Origin of the sequence: Erysipelatoclostridium sp. An15, from assembly GCF_002160675.1 — a bacterium.
In the GTDB taxonomy this organism is placed as follows: Bacteria; Bacillota_I; Bacilli_A; order Erysipelotrichales; family Coprobacillaceae; genus Thomasclavelia; species Thomasclavelia merdavium.
Genome location: NZ_NFLA01000014.1, coordinates 17,650 through 36,394 on the forward strand (window position 1 = coordinate 17,650; position 18,745 = coordinate 36,394).

Here is an 18,745-nt window from a genome sequence, read left to right on the forward strand (position 1 = left end):
ATTAATTACACCGCAATTATAACAGAGTTTTGTCACAACAACATCACATATGCTTAAAAAATAATTGAGTAGTTGCTTTTTCTTTAAAAAAGATAAAATTTATAAAAATTGGCATTTTAATTTATAATATGTAAAATAATAATGTAGATCATTAAATATTAACACATCGTTATTAAGGAGAACTAAAATGTATATCAAATTAGAACAGTATAAAATTTTTAACGAAGCTGCTACTACCCTATCATTTTCCATTGCCGCTAGAAATCTATTCATTTCACAATCTGCTGTCTCGCAAACTATCAGCAGTATCGAAAAAGAATTACAAACCCAATTATTTATCAGGCATTCTAAAGGAGTTAGTTTAACCAAAGAAGGTAAGCTGCTTCATCAACAGATCGATAAAGCACTAGCGATTATTACTGGCGTTGAAAATCAGATATCTAATTTTCATGAGTTAAAAGATGGTCAATTAACAATCGGTGCTGGAGATACTTTTAGTGAATATTTCTTAACTGATTATATTGTAAAATTTAAACAGCTATATCCCGGAGTTAAAATTAAAGTTATAAATCGGACTAGTTTAGAAACACGGGAATTATTAAAAACAGACCAAATCGATCTAGGTTTTTTAAATCTACCAATCAAAGATGATGCATTGATCATTAAAGAGTGTTTTCAAGTTCAAGATATCTTTGTTTCCAATCAAAAAGATCCGCATATATATACATTTGAAGAACTTGCGAAAAAATCACTAATTCTTTTTGAAAAATCATCAAATACTAGAAACCGGATTGATAACTTCTTTGCGAAAAAAGGAATATTATTAAACCCTTCTATTGAATTAGGTGCTCATAACTTATTATTAGATTTTGCTAAAGCTGGCTTAGGAATTTCTTGTGTTATAAAAGAATTTTCTCAAGAATATTTAAATCAAAATATTCTTCATGAAGTTAAAACAATTTCCAGCTTACCAAGACGATCAATTGGTTATGCATATTTAAAAAGAAGGACTCAATCAGTTGCGACCAATAAGTTCATTGAACTTATTGCAAATGATAATCAAAACAATATTAATTACTAATATTATTTATTTGATTTAAATATACTAATATACTATAATTTTATTGACGGAAAAAGAAAGGAAGTTGAATATGGAAATTACAAAGGATATTCGTTATGTAGGTGTTAATGACCATCAGGTCGATTTATTTGAGGGACAATATGTTGTTCCTAATGGAATGGCTTATAATTCGTATGTTATTATGGATGAAAAAATTGCAGTTATGGATACTGTAGATATTCATTTTACTCATGAATGGTTAGATAATTTAGCTGATGTTTTAGGTGATAGAAAACCTGATTATTTAATCGTACAACATATGGAACCAGATCATTCTGCAAATATTCAAAATTTCATCAAAACGTATCCAGAAACAACTATTGTTGCTAATGCTAAAACTTTTACAATGATGGATCAATTTTTTGATTTAGATCCTAATGTAAAGAAATTACAAGTAAAAAATGGTGAATCTTTAACTTTAGGTTCACATACTTTAACATTTGTTTTTGCACCAATGGTTCATTGGCCAGAAGTTATGGTAACTTATGATAATAAAGATAAAGTTTTATTTTCAGCTGACGGTTTTGGAAAATTTGGTGCTAATGATGTTGAAGAAGATTGGGCTTGCGAAGCTAGACGTTATTATATCGGAATTGTTGGTAAATACGGTGCTCAAGTTCAAGCTTTATTAAAGAAAGCTGCTGGTTTAGATATCGAAATCATCTGTCCTTTACATGGACCAGTATTAAAAGAAAATTTAGGATACTATATTAATTTGTATGATATCTGGTCTTCTTACAGTGTTGAAAGCGAAGGAATTGTTATTGCTTATACATCAGTTTATGGAAATACCAAAAAAGCTGTTGAGTTATTAGCTAATAAATTAACTGAAAGAGGATGCCCAAAAGTATCAGTATTTGATTTAGCTCGTTGTGATATGGCAGAAGCTGTAGAAGATGCTTTCCGTTATGGAAAGTTAGTTTTAGCAACTACAACATATAATGCTGATGTTTTCCCATTCATGAAAGAATTCATCAATCACTTAACTGAAAGAAATTACCAAAAACGTACTATAGCTTTAATTGAAAATGGAACATGGTCTCCACTAGCTGCTAAAGTAATGAAAGAAATGCTTTCTGGATGTAAAAATTTAACATTTACTGACACAACAGTAACTATCAAATCAGCAGTAAAAAGCGACACTATTGAAGCACTAGATAATTTAGCTGATGAATTATGTCGTGATTATATTGCTCAATCTGATGACAAAGCTAACAAACATGATATGTCAGCATTGTTTAAAATCGGTTATGGTTTATATGTAGTAACAAGTAATGATGGTAAAAAAGATAATGGTTTAATTGTTAATACAGTAACTCAAGTTAGTGACTCACCTAATCGAATTGCAGTAAATATAAATAAACAAAACTATTCACATCACGTAATTAAACAAACAGGTAAGTTGAATGTTAACTGTCTTTCTGTTGAAGCACCATTCAGTATTTTTGAACGTTTTGGTTTCCAAAGCGGAAGAACAGCAGATAAATTTGCTGATTTCAAACCATTACATTCAGATAACGGTCTAGCATTCTTACCACGTTACATTAATGCATTTATTTCATTAGAAGTAGAAAATTATGTTGATTTAGGTTCTCATGGTATGTTTATTTGTAAAGTAACTGAAGCTAGAGTAATGTCAGATAAAGAAACAATGACATATACATATTATCAAGATCATGTAAAACCAAAACCTAATACAGAAGGTAAAAAAGGATGGGTATGTAAAATCTGTGGTTATATCTACGAAGGTGATACATTACCAGATGATTATATTTGCCCACTTTGTAAACATGGTGTTGCTGATTTTGAACCAATTGAAAATTAAGTATTATAGTACCTACTAGAATCCAATTCTAGTAGGTTTTCTTATTTTATAAATAATTTGTGATAATTTTATAACAACTCTTCTTATTTTTAAGATATAATAATAGTAAACTATATTATAAGGAGACTTACTATGATACCTAAATATAACGAAATGTACAATGAAGTTCTAAAGGTTTTAAATAATCATAATGAAATGCGCTTAAAAGATATTGTTAGCGAAGTATCTGATGTATTAAATTTATCAATTGAAGATAGAAATTTAATGTTAGATAATAACAAATCAACAATTATATACTATCGTTTAGGATGGACTAAAACATATTTAGTCAAAGCAGGTTTATTAGAAACAATAAAAAGAGGAGTTTTCAAAATCACTCCTGAAGGTAAGTCAGTTTTACAATCCGGAATAAAAATAACTGATGAATACCTAATGAAATATGATAATTTTGTTGAATTTTTTCAACGGTATAAAGAAATGTCTGAGCGAAATTCTAATAAAGAGAATATCACCCCACTTGAAAATATTGACATGTCACTAAAAATGATATCATCTCGTTTAAGTGACGAATTATTAGAACTAATTTTTTCTAAAGAACCAATTTTCTTTGAAAAACTTGTCTTAGATTTATTAGAAAAAATGGGATATGCTTTTGATACCGAATCAATAATACGCACTAGATATGGTAACGATGAAGGAATTGATGGAATTGTAAAGGAAGATAAATTTGGATTTAGAAATATTTATGTCCAAGCTAAACGTTGGAATAATAGTGTTGGAAGACCAGAAATACAAAAGTTTTTAGGAGCTGTCGCTGGTCAAGGTGGTACTAAAGGGTTGTTTATAACTACTTCTACATTTACTAACGAAGCTTTAGAATATGCAAAAAAGCAACTTCAAGTTAAACTTGTTTTAGTTGATGGAAAAATGTTAACCAATCTAATGATCCAATACAATTTAGGAGTAAGTGTTGTTAAAACATATGAAATAAAACAAATAGATGTTGATTATTTTAATAATGATCTTGTCTAATTATCTACTATTATTTTAAGATTCCAACTTAATACTATTAAATTATAAAAAACCTATGATCTATAGTTATACAACTAATTATCATAGGTTTCATTTACTTTAAACTAAGATTTAATTATTTTTCCCAAATCTAAACCTGCAATTTGTTATTAATTTACATTTCATATAATAATTAAATTTATAACATCTTTCTCTATGTCGTTTTCATCAAAAACTATAACATTTACATTTCATCAAATGATCAGATTAATAACCCGTTTTTTCCTAACAGCTTTAATGAAGTTTAATAAGAATTTACAAATAAATATATTTATTCTATCATCATTTAGCAATAACCATAATAGTATTTGTATTATTTCATAGTACACACAGTCGAACTCCGGCTTTATTTACATAATAGACATCGACAAATAGTTTTTGATATATTAATATTTTAACATATAAATATTATTAAAGAAAATTTTTGTAAATAATATAGTAAAATTATTTAATAAGTATCTTTAAACAATCTAAAAATATATTAATTTAATTTTTGTGTTAATAAACAATAAACACGTTCAATTATTTTAGATTCTAATTTATTGTATGATAATGTCGGATCATTTAATAATGGTACTTTAAAGTAATCAACTTGATCATGATATTCTAATTTGATTTTAATAATAGTTCCTAATTGATGTTTATCAGTGTCAATATAAATATTCATCAAATCATTTCTAGCACCATGACCCAAACTAAATCCATCACGTAATTTAAAATCATCACAATCATAATATATAAAATATGTTGGCATAATCTTAGCTAATGCTTCTTTTAAATTCTTTTCTTTAATAATGAAATTACCAAGCGCCTTTTCTATTTCAATTTTGATTGGTTCCATCTTTTTATCAGCATTCTCTTGATTACTAGCCTTACATCCCAAACGAATTCTTACTGTTTCTTCTGAAGCATATAATGCGATACTTACATCACTTTGATGATCTATTAAATCTGCTAGTATTTCATCAACTTTGCTTTCACCAATTCCCATAGTTAAAATATCTACAGTATAAATAATATCTTGTTTATATTTGCTTAAATAATCTTTTAAAACATGATCAACAACAAACTTCATCTCTTTTGGTGGCCCTGGCAAATTGATAATCATTTTTTTATCTTTTGACATGACACAACCATTAGCAGTTCCAACTTCATTTTCTAAGACAAAGCAATTTTCAGGAAAATAAGCTTGTTTAAAATTATTGTCTGGTACATCATCATTTCCATTAACAAAGCGACATTTTTCATAAACTTTGCTTGCTTCATCTTCTAAATATATTAACTCTAATCCTAAATATTCAGCTGACAATTCCTTAGTTAAGTCATCTTGGGTTGGTCCTAATCCACCTGTTGTGATTACACAATCAGCACCTCTTTTAAAAGCAATATCTAAGCATTCTTTAAAACGATCATGATTATCACCAACTGTAGTTTGAAAATATACATTAAAACCAAGCTCCTTACACATTTTTTGAATATAAGTAGCATTTGTATTAACAATTTCTCCTAATAAAAGTTCTGTTCCGACATTAATTATTTCTACGTTCATTTGCTAACCTCCTGGAATAACAATTATATTATAATTCTTTTTATATATTTTTCCACCATTAATCATTATAAAACAAAAGATTGCTACGAGTAGCAATCTTTCATTATTGAATTTTTGATAAACCAAATACAATTATACCACCAAAAAGTGCTGCTAATAATGATGTTAAAATCAAATTAAAATCATAACTAACATCAAAAGGAATCAATACCAATGAAGAAGCAATAATTAAACCTAAAATTAAACTTAAGAATCCTGCTTTATGTGTTCTAGTAAAATATTGACATAATTTAGCACTAACAACAATTCCAAAAGCAATTCCAATTGCCATAAAACCTAACGGCATAATTACATCAAGACTAAAACTTGTTACATGAGCTAAATATGACTTAAATAAATAGTATTCACCTAAAATCAATAACACCATACTACCACTAACACCAGGCATAATCATTGTTGCTCCTGATATTGCTCCAATAATTACCATTTTAATAAAAAGTCCAGAACTAAGTGGTGGAAAATCAGGATTAACAACTGTATTTCCTTCACCAGGATTTAAAAATTCTAATCCAAAAATTATTGCTAGACCGCAAACAAAAGGAACAATAGCCAGTTTTTCACCTTTCATTTCTCCTTTTACAAATAATGGGATACTAAAAGCAATTAAACCAATAAACCAATAAATTGTTTGGGTAGGATAGTATTCGAATAATATTTCTAATATTTTTGCAAAACCAACAATCCCGATTGCTGCTCCAACTAATACTTGAAATATAAAGATAATATCATCCTTACGATTAGGATTTACTCGTTTAAAAATTCCACTTATCGCTTCCATCATTCGATTAAAGATTCCTAATATTACCATCATTGTTCCCCCACTGACACCAGGGATGACATTGGCAATACCAATAGCAATACCACCAATAATATTTTTTATCATTTTAACCTTCCCTTCTCGATACCTGCTTAATTATAATAAAATAATGGCTTTATCACAAGTTATTTTTAAGAAATTAAACTATCTATCTTTAAAATGTTTTTTTAAATAAGCAATCTGTTCCAATCTTTTTATTACTTTAGCTTCAGTTCCCTGATTGGTTGGATAATAGTAGCGATGAGTTTTTATATTATCTGGCAAACATTGCATATCAGTAATTTTATTACTATAATCATGAGCATACTGATAGCCTTTTCCATAATTTAATTCCTTCATTAATTTTGTTGGAGCATTACGAATATGCAAAGGTACTGGATCTGCAATTGTTTTTAAAGCATCTTGTTTAGCTTTTTCATAAGCAATATATAAGGCATTTGATTTTGGTGCTAAAGCTAAATAAGTAACACAATGTGCTAAATTTACATTACATTCAGGCATACCAATGTAATGACATGCTTGATAAGTAGCGACCGCAATTTCTAAAGCCCGACTATCCGCCATTCCAATATCTTCTGAAGCAAATCGAATTAATCTGCGGGCAACATATAAAGGATCCTCTCCTGCTTCAATCATTCTTGACATCCAATAAATTGAAGCATCTACATCACTATTACGCATTGATTTATGTAATGCGCTTATTATATTGTAGTGTTCTTCTCCTTTTTTATCATATAATAATGATTTTTGATTAATGCATTGTTCAATAATTTCTTTATTTATAAATGTTTGATTATCTTCAAATGTTCCATTAAAAACTGCCATCTCTAATGTATTTAAAGCTACTCTAGCATCGCCATTGGCAAAACCAGCAATCATATATAATAGATCATCATCAATATTTACATTCAATGATTTTAATCCTTTAGGACTAATCAATGCATATTTTAGTAACTTCATAATATCATCAACATTTAATGATTTTAAAACAAATACTTTACATCTAGATAGTAACGCTGAATTAACTTCAAATGAAGGATTTTCAGTCGTTGCCCCAATTAGAATAATACTACCTCTTTCTACATAAGGTAAAAAGGCATCTTGTTGAGCTTTATTGAAACGATGAATTTCATCAACAAAGACAATTGTTTTTTGTCCAGTATCTTGCAATTCCTGAGCCTCTTTCATTACTTTTCTAATATCTTTGATACCACTTGTTACAGCACTAAAATTAATAAACTTTGCCTTGGTTTGATTGGCAATAATCCTTGCCAATGTTGTTTTCCCAACTCCCGGTGGACCCCAGAAAATCATTGAGGGAACAATATCACTATTTATTAATTGATATAATATTTTTCCTTTACCAATTAAATGTTGTTGACCAACATATTCTTCTAGGGTTTCTGGTCGTAATCGATTAGCTAAAGGTTCTTTTGACATATCTTCAAATAACGATTTTTGTTTCACATTTTTCACTTCCATTCAACAATATTATAACCAATATAATTATCAATGGCAAAAAAAGAAACAGCTTAATAGCCGTTTCTTATTGTGATACACCTTCAAATTGAGAACGATATAATGAAGCATAGAAGCCGTTTTTAGCAATTAAATCATCGTGATTTCCAAGTTCAACGATATCGCCATCTTTCATAACGATAATTGTATCAGCATCTCTGATTGTTGATAAACGATGGGCAATAACGAAGCTTGTTCTTCCTTCCATTAATTTTTCCATTCCTTTTTGAATCAAGACTTCTGTTCTAGTATCAACTGAAGATGTTGCTTCATCAAGAATTAAAATTTTCGGATTTTTTAAAAATGCTCTAGCAATTGTTAAAAGCTGTTTTTGTCCTTGAGAAATATTAGATGATTCTTCATCAATAATTGTTTCATAACCATTTTCCAATGTCTGAACAAAATGATCAACATAAGCTATCTTACATGCTTCTTGAATTTCTTCATCGCTAGCATCTAATTTACCATAAACTAAATTTTCTTTAATTGTTCCATTAAATAACCATGTATCTTGCAATACCATACCAAATAAAGAACGTAAATCATGGCGGCTAAAATCACGAATATCTTTACCATCAATCATTATGCTACCTTTATTTAATTCATAGAATCGCATTAATAATTTTACAATTGTTGTTTTACCAGCACCAGTAGGTCCAACAATCGCAACAGTTTGTCCAGAATGAACATGTAAACTAAAATTATGAATAATTGTTTGATCTTTTAAATAACCAAAGTTTACATCAGCAAAAGTTACTGAACCTTCAATATTACTAACTTCTTCACTAGTAATTTTAGGTGTTTCTTGTGCTAATTCTTCTTCATCTAAGAATTCAAAAACACGTTCAGCAGCTGCTGCTGTACTTTGTAACATATTCATTGTTTGTGCTAATTGAGTAATTGGTTGGTTAAATTGTCTTACATATTGGATAAATGCTTGAATATCACCAATAGTAATCGTATTTCCACCAGCTAACATTCCACCTAGTAAACATACTGCAACATAACCAACATTTCCGACAAATCCTGTAATTGGCTGCATTAAACCAGAGAAAAATTGTGATTTCCAGGCACTTTCATATAAAACATCATTATATTCATTAAACTGTTTAACTGATGCTTCTTCACCATTAAACGCTTTAACGACATTATGGCCACCATACATTTCTTCAATATGACCATTAACATCACCTAAAGCAGCTTGCTGTCTAGCAAAATATTTTTGTGAATGTTTCATTACAAAACCAATCAAGATTATTGATACTGGTAAAACACATACTGCAATTAATGTCATAATTGGCGAAATGGTTAACATCATTATAAAAATACCAACAACTGTAACTGATGAAGTAATTACTTGTGACATACTTTGGTTTAATGATTGAGCAATTGTATCAATATCATTTGTAACCCTACTTAAAATATCACCACTTGTATGTCGATCAAAATAACTTAATGGCATGCGATCCATTTTCTTTGATATAGATGTTCTTAAGTCAAAAGCAACCCGCTGTGATACTGTTGAAGTTATAAATCCTTGGATATAACTAAATAAAGCACTTACCAAATACAAACATACTAATATAAAAATGATATGTCCAATATATTCAAAATCAATACCGCCAGTACCAGCAACTTTAGCTAAAACACCTTCACTTAACTTATCAGTAGCTTTAGCTAATATTTTAGGACCAACAATAGAAAATACGGTTGAAGCTGCTGCAAATAAAATTACAACAACTAATTTAAAATAATATGGTCTTAGATATTTAAATAATTTTGTTAAAGTACCCTTAAAATCTTTAGCTTTTTCATTATTACCACGCATACCTCCGTGTCCGAATTTAGGGCCATTTCTTTTTTGATTACTCATGTCCTAATTCCTCCTTTGATAATTGTGAATAAGCAATTTCTTGATATACTTCACATGTATTCATTAACTCTTCGTGAGTTCCTTTCCCAACAATTTTTCCTTCATCTAAAACAATGATTTGTTGAGCATTCATAATTGAAGCAATTCGTTGTCCAACAATTAAAACAGTATTTTTAGTCTTTTTGATCATTTCATTTAATTCCTGTCTTAATTTTGCATCAGTTTTAAAGTCTAAGGCTGAAAAACTATCATCAAAAATAAAGATTTCTGGGTTTTTAGCAATCGCTCTTGCAATCGCTAAACGTTGTTTTTGACCACCTGAAACGTTAGTTCCACCTTGAGAGATTTCACTATCAACACCGTCTTCTTTTTGATCGATAAATTCTTTAGCTTGAGCAACTCTAATTGCTTCTTCTAATTGCTCATCACTAATATCAGGAGCACCATATTTTAAATTAGATTTGATTGTTCCTGAAAATAATAATCCTTTTTGTGGTACTAAACCAATTTTTTCTCTTAAATCATGTTGTTTAACATCACGGATGTCAACACCATCAACTTTAATACTTCCTTCAGTCACTTCATAGAAACGAGGAATTAGATTAATTAAAGTACTTTTTCCAGAACCAGTTGAACCAATAAAGGCTGTTGTTTCTCCTGGCTTAGCTGTAAAACTAATATTTTCTAATACCGCTTCATTAGCTCCAGGATATTTAAAAGAAACATTATTAAACTCTACTAATCCTTTTTTAGTTTCATCAAAAGATTTTGGATTTTCTGGATCTAAAATTCTTGGTTTCATTGATAAAACTTCGTAAATACGATCAGCAGCTACACTAGCACGTGGTAACATGATTGCAATCATTGCAATCATTAAAAATGACATAATTATTTGCATTGCATATTGCATAAATGCCATCATTTGTCCAATTGCAATATTACCTAAATCTACTTGTTTAGCACCATAGTATACGATTAATAGTGTAACAACATTAAAAATAAACATCATAATTGGCATTAAAGCTGACATAGTTCTATTAACAAATAAATTAACTCGTGTTAAATCACGATTAGCTTTTTCAAATCTTTTTTCACTGTGTTCTTCATTACCAAACGCTCTAATTACTAACATTCCTGATAAGTTTTCACGCATTGTTAGATTTAAGCGGTCAATTAAAGATTGCACAATTTTGAATTTTGGCATTACGATTGCAAAAGCAACCCCAATAATACCAAAAATAACAATTAAAACTAGTCCAATAATCCATGTCATTGATGGAGTATTACTAAATGCTTTAATCAATGCTCCAATACCCATCATAGGCGCAAAACAAACTATTCTAATGAACATTACTACTACCATTTGAACTTGAGTAATATCATTAGTCGTTCTTGTAATTAATGATGCAGTTGAAAATTTATTAAATTCCTCATTAGAGAAACTTTCTACCTTTTTAAAGACTTCACTTCTTAGAATTCTTGATACCCCTGCACCAACTTTACTAGCTAAAAAACCACATGCAACAGCACAGATAGTACCCGCTAAAGCTACTCCTAGCATCTTAACACCAGTTTGTAAAATATATTCATTTTGAACTGTAGCACTATCACAGCCAAGTTTTTCATATTCTGCTTTAACACCATTTCCAGCTGCAATCTTTAAAGTAGATTCACCCATTGTTTCCATTTGGGCATCAATTTGACTAAACATCTGCTCTTTAGTAGCTTCATCCATTATTGCAATTGCATCATAAGGTGTCATTCCTGCAGGCAATGAACCAAACTGTTTTTGATATTCTTCACTGTTTACATCCATACTATCAATTGAAGTTACCATCAACATTGGTTTTACCATAATATCTTCTAAGTCTTCAAACTCATCTGAATCTAAATCTTTTAATTCATAGATGCCTTGTTTTTGAGCTTGAGGAAATTTTTCTTTAGTATCTTCATCTAAATCAGCACTTTCAACAAAACGATAAGCATCCTCAAATTCCTTTTGATCATCTTCATCCATCATTACATATAAATGATTATAAGTTTCAATACTTAAAACATCACTTACAGCACTATCAAATCCACCAGCCTGGATTCCTACTGAAACAATATCAGACATATAATCTGGCAATGCTAATTCTGATTGTGACTGTAAAAATAATAATCCAACACAAAGTAAAATTGGAGCCCAAAACTTTTTAAAATAATGTTTTAATTTTAGCATTATTGTTCTCCTTTACATCTTTCAATATTTTTTTTCATGATGTCAATAACATCATTAATAACCATTATTTGTTCTTTAGAAACGCCATCAAAAATACTCATAGCTTTTTTCTGCATTACTTTTGTTGCTGCTTGAAAAAAGATTTCTCCATTTTCAGTAATATTTATAATATAGTTTCGTTTATCTTTTTTATCTTGAGTTTTGCTTACATAACCCATCTTTTCAAGTCTTTGTAAACGCACTGATAACGTTGCTTTAGTAATATTTAATTTTTTCGCTAGAACTTTTTGTGTTATGTTTTGATGACTTTTTAAAATCAATAATAATCTTGTTTGTTCAGGTGACATTCCAAATTCTTCAGTTTCTTTCATTAAAGTATAATGTATAGTTTTATTTAAACTTTTAAACTTTACTATTATTGCTTGAATATCATCAAAACTCAAATCAGTCATAACTCTCCTCCTTTCTCCTACACCACTAACAATTAGTTAGTATACTAATGATTATAGTTAGTGTACTAACTATTGTCAACACTAATTATTTACCATATTTTTACATAAATATTAAATAAAAATAAGATCCGCTAAAAAAAGCAGATCTTATCAAAATTTATCTAATTTGGCCATTTCCAAAAATCAAATATTTTGTTGATGTCATTTCTGGTAATCCAATTGGTCCTCGAGCATGAAGTTTTTGAGTACTAATCCCCACTTCAGCTCCAAAACCAAATTCACCACCATCAGTAAAACGAGTTGAAGCATTATGATAAACACAAGCTGAATCTAATGATTCCATAAAATATTTTGCAGTATCATTATTTGTAGTAATAATACTTTCAGAATGTTTTGTTGAATAATTATAAATGTGTTCGATTGCTTCATCAATATTTTTTACAACTTTAATATTACAGATGTAGTCATCATATTCAGTTGCATAATTCTTTTCATTAGCAATAGTACCATCAATATATTTTAAAGATTCCTCATCACCAAATACTTTAATTTGCTTAAACCGTGGTTTTAATGCTGTTAAAAATTCACCTGCTACATCTTGATGAACCAAAATTGTTTCAATAGCATTACATACAGAAGGACGCGAAATTTTAGCATTAACTGCAATATCTACAGCCATCTTTAAATCAGCCTGACTATCGACATATAAATGACAAATGCCCGCTCCTGTTTCAATAACAGGTACTGTAGCATTTTTAACTACATGTTGAATTAATCCTGCCCCACCTCGTGGAATAATAACATCAACATAATCATTAGCACATATTAATTCAGTTACTACTTGACGATCATTATTTTCAATCAAATTAACAACATGATCAGGTAAAATATCTTCGATTGCTTCATTAATAACTTTTATTAAAGCAATATTAGAATTAATAGCTTCTTTACCACCCTTTAAAACACATACATTATTTGTTTTAATGCAAATAGAAGCAATATCAACTGTTACATTTGGTCTTGATTCATATACTACAGCCACTACCCCAATTGGGATTCTAACCTGTTTAATTAATAGACCATTAGGGCGTTTAATCTCCCGAATTACTTCACCAATACAATCATCTAAATCAGCAATTTTTAAAACATCCCTAGCAATACTTTCAATTCTTTCTTTAGTTAATAATAAACGATCAACCATTGCATCACTAATACCATTTTCTTTAGCATTAGCAATATCTTTTTTATTTTCATTTATAATATAATCAACATTACTTAATAAATTACTACTTATTTTTTGTAATGCCTTTATCTTAATTTGACTATCAATATTTTGCATTTTTAAACAAGCTCTTTTAGCCTGTTTTAATTGTTTTTCAATCATTATTTATTCACCTCTTTTACTAAAACTAAATTATTAGCATGAACCACTTCATCATAATCTTTATAATGAAGAACTGTTTCAATTTCACTACTATTTAAGCCCTTGATTAATCTAATTTCATCACTAGAATAATTAGCAATACCACGAGCAATTAAATCATTATTACAATCAACAATATCAACAATCTGTGACATTAAAAAATTTCCTTCTACATTAACTATCCCTTTAGGTAACAGACTAGTATGCTTATTAACTAAAGCTAATCGAGCACCATCATCAACAATAATTTTACCTTTAGGCATGCTTCGATACATAATCCAATGTTGTCTTGAACTTAAATGACGTACTGGAGTGCTATCAAAATAAGTCCCTACTTCCTTACCTTCTAACAAATCAATTAATACATTAGACTGGTTACCATTAACGATTGCTAGATCACAGCCAAATTCGTTACATATTTTCGCTGCTTTAATTTTAGTAATCATGCCACCAGTTCCTACTTTACTAGAAGCATCTTTAGCCATATTTTCAATTGTTTTGGTTATACCAGCAACATTAGATATCAATTTAGCATCTTTATTTGTATGAGGATTGTCATCATATAATCCATCAATATCACTTACGATAATAACTAAATCAGCATTAACAGCAGGAACGATCATCGATGCTAATGTATCGTTATCTCCAACTTTAATTTCATCTACTGCTAAAGTATCATTTTCATTAATAATTGGAACAACATCATAATCAATTATCGCCTGCATTGCGTTATTAAAATTCATTAATCGTTTTCGATCATCGAAATCATCATGATTTAATAATATCTGGGCACATTTTAATTTAAATAAACTAAATAAATCCTCATATATTTGCATCAACGAAGCTTGACCAATAGCTGCTAAAGCCTGTTTTTGGGGTATTGTATCGGGTCGTTGTTTTAAATTCATAATATGGACACCAGCATTAATGGCACCACTACTAACTAATGTAATTTTTATGTTCTTTCTTTTAATATATGCTATTTGTTGAATCAAATTTAAAATCTTTTCTTTATCAATATTTCCGTTTTGATCACATAAAGAAGATGACCCAATTTTAACAATTATATTTTTTACTTTTTCTAAATTTCGCAATTTACATACCCCCGTAATTATTTTCTTAATTATACTAGGTTTAACATTTCATCTCAATAAAAAAACACCGAAAAGGAACATTTCCGGTGTTTATTAGTAAATAAAATTATTATTTTTCCATCCAGCTTTCATCATTTGGATCTTTTTTCCAAGCTTTTAATTTTTCCATATCAGCTTCTTTAATATAATCATGTTCTTTAGCAACTTCGATCAATGTATCATAATCAGTGATTGTTGCAAATTTGCAATTTGCTGCTTCAAAGTTTGTTGTTGCTTTTGGTAATCCATAAGTAAAGATAGCTACTAAACCGATTACTTCGCATCCAGCTTCACGTAAAGCTTCAACACATTCTAATGAACTTCCACCAGTTGAAATTAAATCTTCAACTACTACTACTTTCATTCCAGGTTCAATTTTACCTTCAATACGGTTATTACGTCCATGGCTTTTAGCACCACCACGAACATATCCCATTGGTAAATCTAAAATTTCAGCTGTTAATGCTGCATGAGCAATTCCTGCAGTAGCAGTTCCCATTAAGCATTGTGCATCAGGGAAGTTTTCTTGAATTAATTTTGCAAGTCCGTTTTCTACATCTTTACGAACTTTTGGATATGATAATGTTAAACGATTATCACAATAAATTGGTGATTTGATTCCACTTGCCCAAGTAAATGGTTCATTTGGTCTTAAAAAAACTGCTTTAATATCTAATAAATCTTTAGCAATTAACTTTTTCATTATTAATAAATCTCCTTTACCCTTGAAAATCTTGATATACTTTTTTGTATGTTGCATATGGATCACTTGATCTAGTGATTGTTCTTCCTACAACGATATAGCTTGATGTAAGTTCTCTAGCCATTGCTGGTGTAGTAACTCGTTTTTGATCATTAACACTATCATCAGCTAAACGAATACCAGGAGTGACTGTTAAAAAATCTGTTCCTAAATTTTCGTGAATAATTTTTGATTCTAATGGTGAACAAACTACACCATCTAAACCAGCAGCTTTAGCATTAGTTGCCCATTTTAAAACAACATTTTCTAATTTTTCATTAATTAATAATTCATTATCTAAAACATCTTGATCTAATGATGTTAAGCAAGTAACCGCGATACAAAGTGGTCTTTTATCACCAGTTTTCCCTTCTTCTAAACCTTCTAGTGCTGCTTTCATCATTGCAATACTTCCAGATGCATGAACATTAATCATATCAACATCTAATTTAGCTAATTGTTTCATAGCACTTTTTACAGTGTTAGGAATATCATGTAATTTTAAATCTAAGAAAATGTTATGACCCATTTCTTTGATCATCTTTACCATTTCAATTCCTTCGCCATAGAATAATTCCATCCCGATTTTTACATATAGTTTTTCATCACCGAATTTTTCTAAAAATTCTTTTACTTCTTCTTTAGTTTGAAAATCTAAAGCAATACATATTCTACTATCTGTCATAATTACCTCCATGTTATTATGATTATAACAAATTATTTGAATTAATCCATTATTTTTGTATAAATTTCTAGTATTTCCTTTATCTTAGATAAAATTTAACAATCTAAAAAATAATTATCTTTCAATATTAATAAATCTCATTGTATAATATAAATAGAATATTAAGGAGGTATTTTATGAAATTACTCAATGCAATTAAAACTATTAACATATTTCAAAAAAAAGAACCTCTAATACCGCTCTATACAAAATGGGGAAAAGAAATCGATTATCGTCATGTTCTTGAAGAATATCCCCGTCCCTATTTAAAAAGAGACAATTATTTAAATTTAAATGGTTTTTGGCAATACTCGATTACAACAACAAAATGTTATCCACAATATTTTCACAATAAAATATTAGTACCATTTTCTCCAGAATCATTATTATCACAAGTAAATAAACAATTAAAGCCTGATGAATACTTATGGTATCAACGATTCGTTATTTTAGAGAAAAAGCCTAATACCCGTCTTATTTTGCATTTTGGAGCAGTTGATCAAATTGCAGAAATATATGTTAATCATGAAAAAATATATTGTCACGTTGGTGGTTATCTACCCTTTGAAGTAGATATAACTAAATATATTAATAATGGTATAAATGATTTTACTGTTTGTGTCCAAGATAAATCAGATCATAGTTACCATGCTAAAGGAAAACAACGTCTTAAACGTGGTGGGATGTATTACACTGCTCAAAGCGGTATATGGCAAACAGTATGGTTAGAAGAAGTACCAGAAGTATATATTAAAGATGTAAAAATTGTACCTGATTTTGATAATGATGAAATTTCAATGACTATTATTTTTAATCAAGCAAGTGATCAATTGATAAAGGTAAAAATTGAAGATGAAGAAGAAATCTCTTTTTCTTCAACCGGAAAAATAATTGATAAAAAAATTAAAATCACTAATAAAAAACCATGGTCACCAGATACCCCTTATCTTTATACTTTAACAATCACTACCAATAATGATAAAGTAGATAGTTATTTTGCAATGCGAACATTCACAATTGAAAATGACAAAGATAATATTCCTAGAGTCTGTTTAAATCACAAACCTATTTTTATGCATGGTGTATTAGATCAAGGTTATTGGTCTGACGGTCTTTATACAGCACCAAGTGATAAAGCCTTAGTTTATGATATTGAAACTATCAAAAAACTTGGATTCAATACAATTAGAAAACATATAAAAATAGAAACAGCCCGCTGGTATTATCACTGTGATCGTTTAGGAATAATCGTCTGGCAAGATATGGTAAATAGCGGTTCTCCTTATCATCCATTGATTGTTACTTATTTGCCAACTTTGTTCAAAAGTCTTAGAAAACGTACTTCTGATAAACATCACTATCTGCTTGCAAGAAACGATAAAACCAATCGGCAAGAGTTTATTAATGAATGCAAAGAGACTATCAATTATTTATCTCATTTTCCATGTATATCAACATGGGTTTTATTCAATGAAGGCTGGGGTCAATTTGATACAGTTGAATTAACAAAGTATCTTCGCACGCTAGATCCAACACGACTAATTGATTCAGCTAGTGGCTGGTTTGATCAAAATTGTGGCGATTTTAGAAGTGAACATTATTATTTTGATAAACCAAAAATAATTCCTGATAAGCGGGCATTTGTAATCTCTGAATATGGCGGATACGCTTATCAAGTTAAAGATCATGTTAGTACCAAAAATATTTATGGTTATCAAAACTATGATTCTAAAGAACAATTTCAAAAAGAATATCAAGAACTTTTAAACTCTACAATTTTCCCACTAATCGAAAAAGGTTTGTGTGGAGCTATCTATACTCAACTATCTGATATTGAAGATGAAATCAATGGTTTATTAACATATGATCGCGAAGTTTGTAAACTAGATATTGATAAATAGATATTATAATATATTGAAATATACAAAAAAGGTATATCATAGCTACAATGTTATGATATACCTTTTAATATTTAATTTATTACGCCTTACGGTTGTGTGCCATACCTTTAACTCCATACTCTAGAGCCATTTTTTTAATGATAAAACATTTTTGGCACTTTATAATATCTTCTAATTCATTTTATCTTATTTTTATAAAAAAGCGTTACGAGTTCTTGACCTAGACCTACTCGAAACGCTACTAATTAAATTAATATCCGTAATTGGTTGGATATTAATACTAATCCATGTATTGAAAGGGTAATACCTCTCTCTA

The 18,745-nt window shown here is 29.2% G+C and carries 14 protein-coding genes; 4 read left to right on the forward strand and 10 right to left on the reverse strand.

What is annotated here, in order from left to right; all coding sequences use genetic code 11:
* Positions 1-187: 187 nt before the first annotated feature.
* From B5E92_RS06245 to B5E92_RS06255, 3 genes are all read left to right on the forward strand, one after another.
* Positions 188-1,081, forward strand: coding sequence for a LysR family transcriptional regulator (locus B5E92_RS06245; RefSeq protein WP_087300284.1), 894 nt, complete (start codon positions 188-190; stop codon positions 1,079-1,081).
* A gap of 70 nt (positions 1,082-1,151) precedes the next feature.
* Positions 1,152-2,945, forward strand: coding sequence for a flavin reductase (locus B5E92_RS06250; RefSeq protein WP_087300286.1), 1,794 nt, complete (start codon positions 1,152-1,154; stop codon positions 2,943-2,945).
* A gap of 132 nt (positions 2,946-3,077) precedes the next feature.
* Entirely contained in the window at positions 3,078-3,977 is a 900-nt protein-coding gene (locus B5E92_RS06255) for a restriction endonuclease (RefSeq protein ID WP_087300288.1), read from the forward strand.
* Between the two features lie 520 nt (positions 3,978-4,497).
* Here B5E92_RS06255 and B5E92_RS06260 read toward each other — a convergent pair.
* From B5E92_RS06260 to pyrF, 10 genes are all read right to left on the reverse strand, one after another.
* On the reverse strand, positions 4,498-5,565 hold the full coding sequence (locus B5E92_RS06260; RefSeq protein ID WP_087300289.1) for a molybdopterin-binding protein: 1,068 nt from the start codon (positions 5,563-5,565) through the stop codon (positions 4,498-4,500).
* Between the two features lie 103 nt (positions 5,566-5,668).
* Positions 5,669-6,508: a DUF368 domain-containing protein gene (locus B5E92_RS06265; protein WP_087300291.1), complete on the reverse strand. Its 840-nt coding sequence runs from the start codon at positions 6,506-6,508 to the stop codon at positions 5,669-5,671.
* A gap of 78 nt (positions 6,509-6,586) precedes the next feature.
* Positions 6,587-7,909 carry a replication-associated recombination protein A gene (locus B5E92_RS06270; RefSeq protein ID WP_087300293.1) on the reverse strand — a complete coding sequence of 441 codons (1,323 nt, stop codon included), beginning with the start codon at positions 7,907-7,909 and terminating at the stop codon, positions 6,587-6,589.
* Positions 7,910-7,988: 79 nt separating this feature from the next.
* Positions 7,989-9,833, reverse strand: a complete 1,845-nt coding sequence (locus B5E92_RS06275; protein ID WP_087300295.1) for an ABC transporter ATP-binding protein — start codon at positions 9,831-9,833, stop codon at positions 7,989-7,991.
* Positions 9,826-12,054, reverse strand: coding sequence for an ABC transporter ATP-binding protein (locus B5E92_RS06280; RefSeq protein WP_087300297.1), 2,229 nt, complete (start codon positions 12,052-12,054; stop codon positions 9,826-9,828). The genes B5E92_RS06275 and B5E92_RS06280 overlap by 8 nt, the downstream gene beginning before the upstream one ends.
* Positions 12,054-12,506 (reverse strand): MarR family winged helix-turn-helix transcriptional regulator, encoded by a 453-nt coding sequence (locus B5E92_RS06285; RefSeq protein WP_087300299.1) that lies wholly within the window; start codon positions 12,504-12,506, stop codon positions 12,054-12,056. Before B5E92_RS06285 ends, B5E92_RS06280 begins: the two co-directional genes overlap by 1 nt.
* Positions 12,507-12,663: 157 nt before the next feature.
* Positions 12,664-13,890 (reverse strand): glutamate-5-semialdehyde dehydrogenase, encoded by a 1,227-nt coding sequence (locus B5E92_RS06290; RefSeq protein ID WP_087300301.1) that lies wholly within the window; start codon positions 13,888-13,890, stop codon positions 12,664-12,666.
* Positions 13,890-15,023, reverse strand: a complete 1,134-nt coding sequence (gene proB, locus B5E92_RS06295) for a glutamate 5-kinase (RefSeq protein ID WP_087300303.1) — start codon at positions 15,021-15,023, stop codon at positions 13,890-13,892. The genes B5E92_RS06290 and proB overlap by 1 nt, the downstream gene beginning before the upstream one ends.
* Positions 15,024-15,132: 109 nt before the next feature.
* Positions 15,133-15,765 carry an orotate phosphoribosyltransferase gene (gene pyrE, locus B5E92_RS06300; protein ID WP_087300352.1) on the reverse strand — a complete coding sequence of 211 codons (633 nt, stop codon included), beginning with the start codon at positions 15,763-15,765 and terminating at the stop codon, positions 15,133-15,135.
* 16 nt (positions 15,766-15,781) lie between these two features.
* Positions 15,782-16,489, reverse strand: coding sequence for an orotidine-5'-phosphate decarboxylase (pyrF, locus tag B5E92_RS06305; protein WP_087300305.1), 708 nt, complete (start codon positions 16,487-16,489; stop codon positions 15,782-15,784).
* Between the two features lie 176 nt (positions 16,490-16,665).
* On the opposite strand from pyrF, the gene B5E92_RS06310 reads away from it, so the two are divergent.
* Positions 16,666-18,429, forward strand: a complete 1,764-nt coding sequence (locus B5E92_RS06310; protein ID WP_087300307.1) for a glycoside hydrolase family 2 protein — start codon at positions 16,666-16,668, stop codon at positions 18,427-18,429.
* The last annotated feature ends 316 nt before the right edge of the window (positions 18,430-18,745 follow it).

Bases quoted from the DNA above. Each gene is read 5' to 3' on its own strand.
- B5E92_RS06310 (WP_087300307.1), top strand. From the start codon at position 16,666: ATGAAATTACTCAATGCAATTAAAACTATTAACATATTTCAAAAAAAA.
- pyrF (WP_087300305.1), bottom strand. From the start codon at position 16,489: ATGACAGATAGTAGAATATGTATTGCTTTAGATTTTCAAACTAAAGAA.
- B5E92_RS06290 (WP_087300301.1), bottom strand. From the start codon at position 13,890: ATGATTGAAAAACAATTAAAACAGGCTAAAAGAGCTTGTTTAAAAATG.
- B5E92_RS06245 (WP_087300284.1), top strand. From the start codon at position 188: ATGTATATCAAATTAGAACAGTATAAAATTTTTAACGAAGCTGCTACT.
- B5E92_RS06255 (WP_087300288.1), top strand. From the start codon at position 3,078: ATGATACCTAAATATAACGAAATGTACAATGAAGTTCTAAAGGTTTTA.
- pyrE (WP_087300352.1), bottom strand. From the start codon at position 15,765: ATGAAAAAGTTAATTGCTAAAGATTTATTAGATATTAAAGCAGTTTTT.
- B5E92_RS06265 (WP_087300291.1), bottom strand. From the start codon at position 6,508: ATGATAAAAAATATTATTGGTGGTATTGCTATTGGTATTGCCAATGTC.
- B5E92_RS06285 (WP_087300299.1), bottom strand. From the start codon at position 12,506: ATGACTGATTTGAGTTTTGATGATATTCAAGCAATAATAGTAAAGTTT.
- B5E92_RS06250 (WP_087300286.1), top strand. From the start codon at position 1,152: ATGGAAATTACAAAGGATATTCGTTATGTAGGTGTTAATGACCATCAG.
- B5E92_RS06280 (WP_087300297.1), bottom strand. From the start codon at position 12,054: ATGCTAAAATTAAAACATTATTTTAAAAAGTTTTGGGCTCCAATTTTA.
- B5E92_RS06260 (WP_087300289.1), bottom strand. From the start codon at position 5,565: ATGAACGTAGAAATAATTAATGTCGGAACAGAACTTTTATTAGGAGAA.
- B5E92_RS06275 (WP_087300295.1), bottom strand. From the start codon at position 9,833: ATGAGTAATCAAAAAAGAAATGGCCCTAAATTCGGACACGGAGGTATG.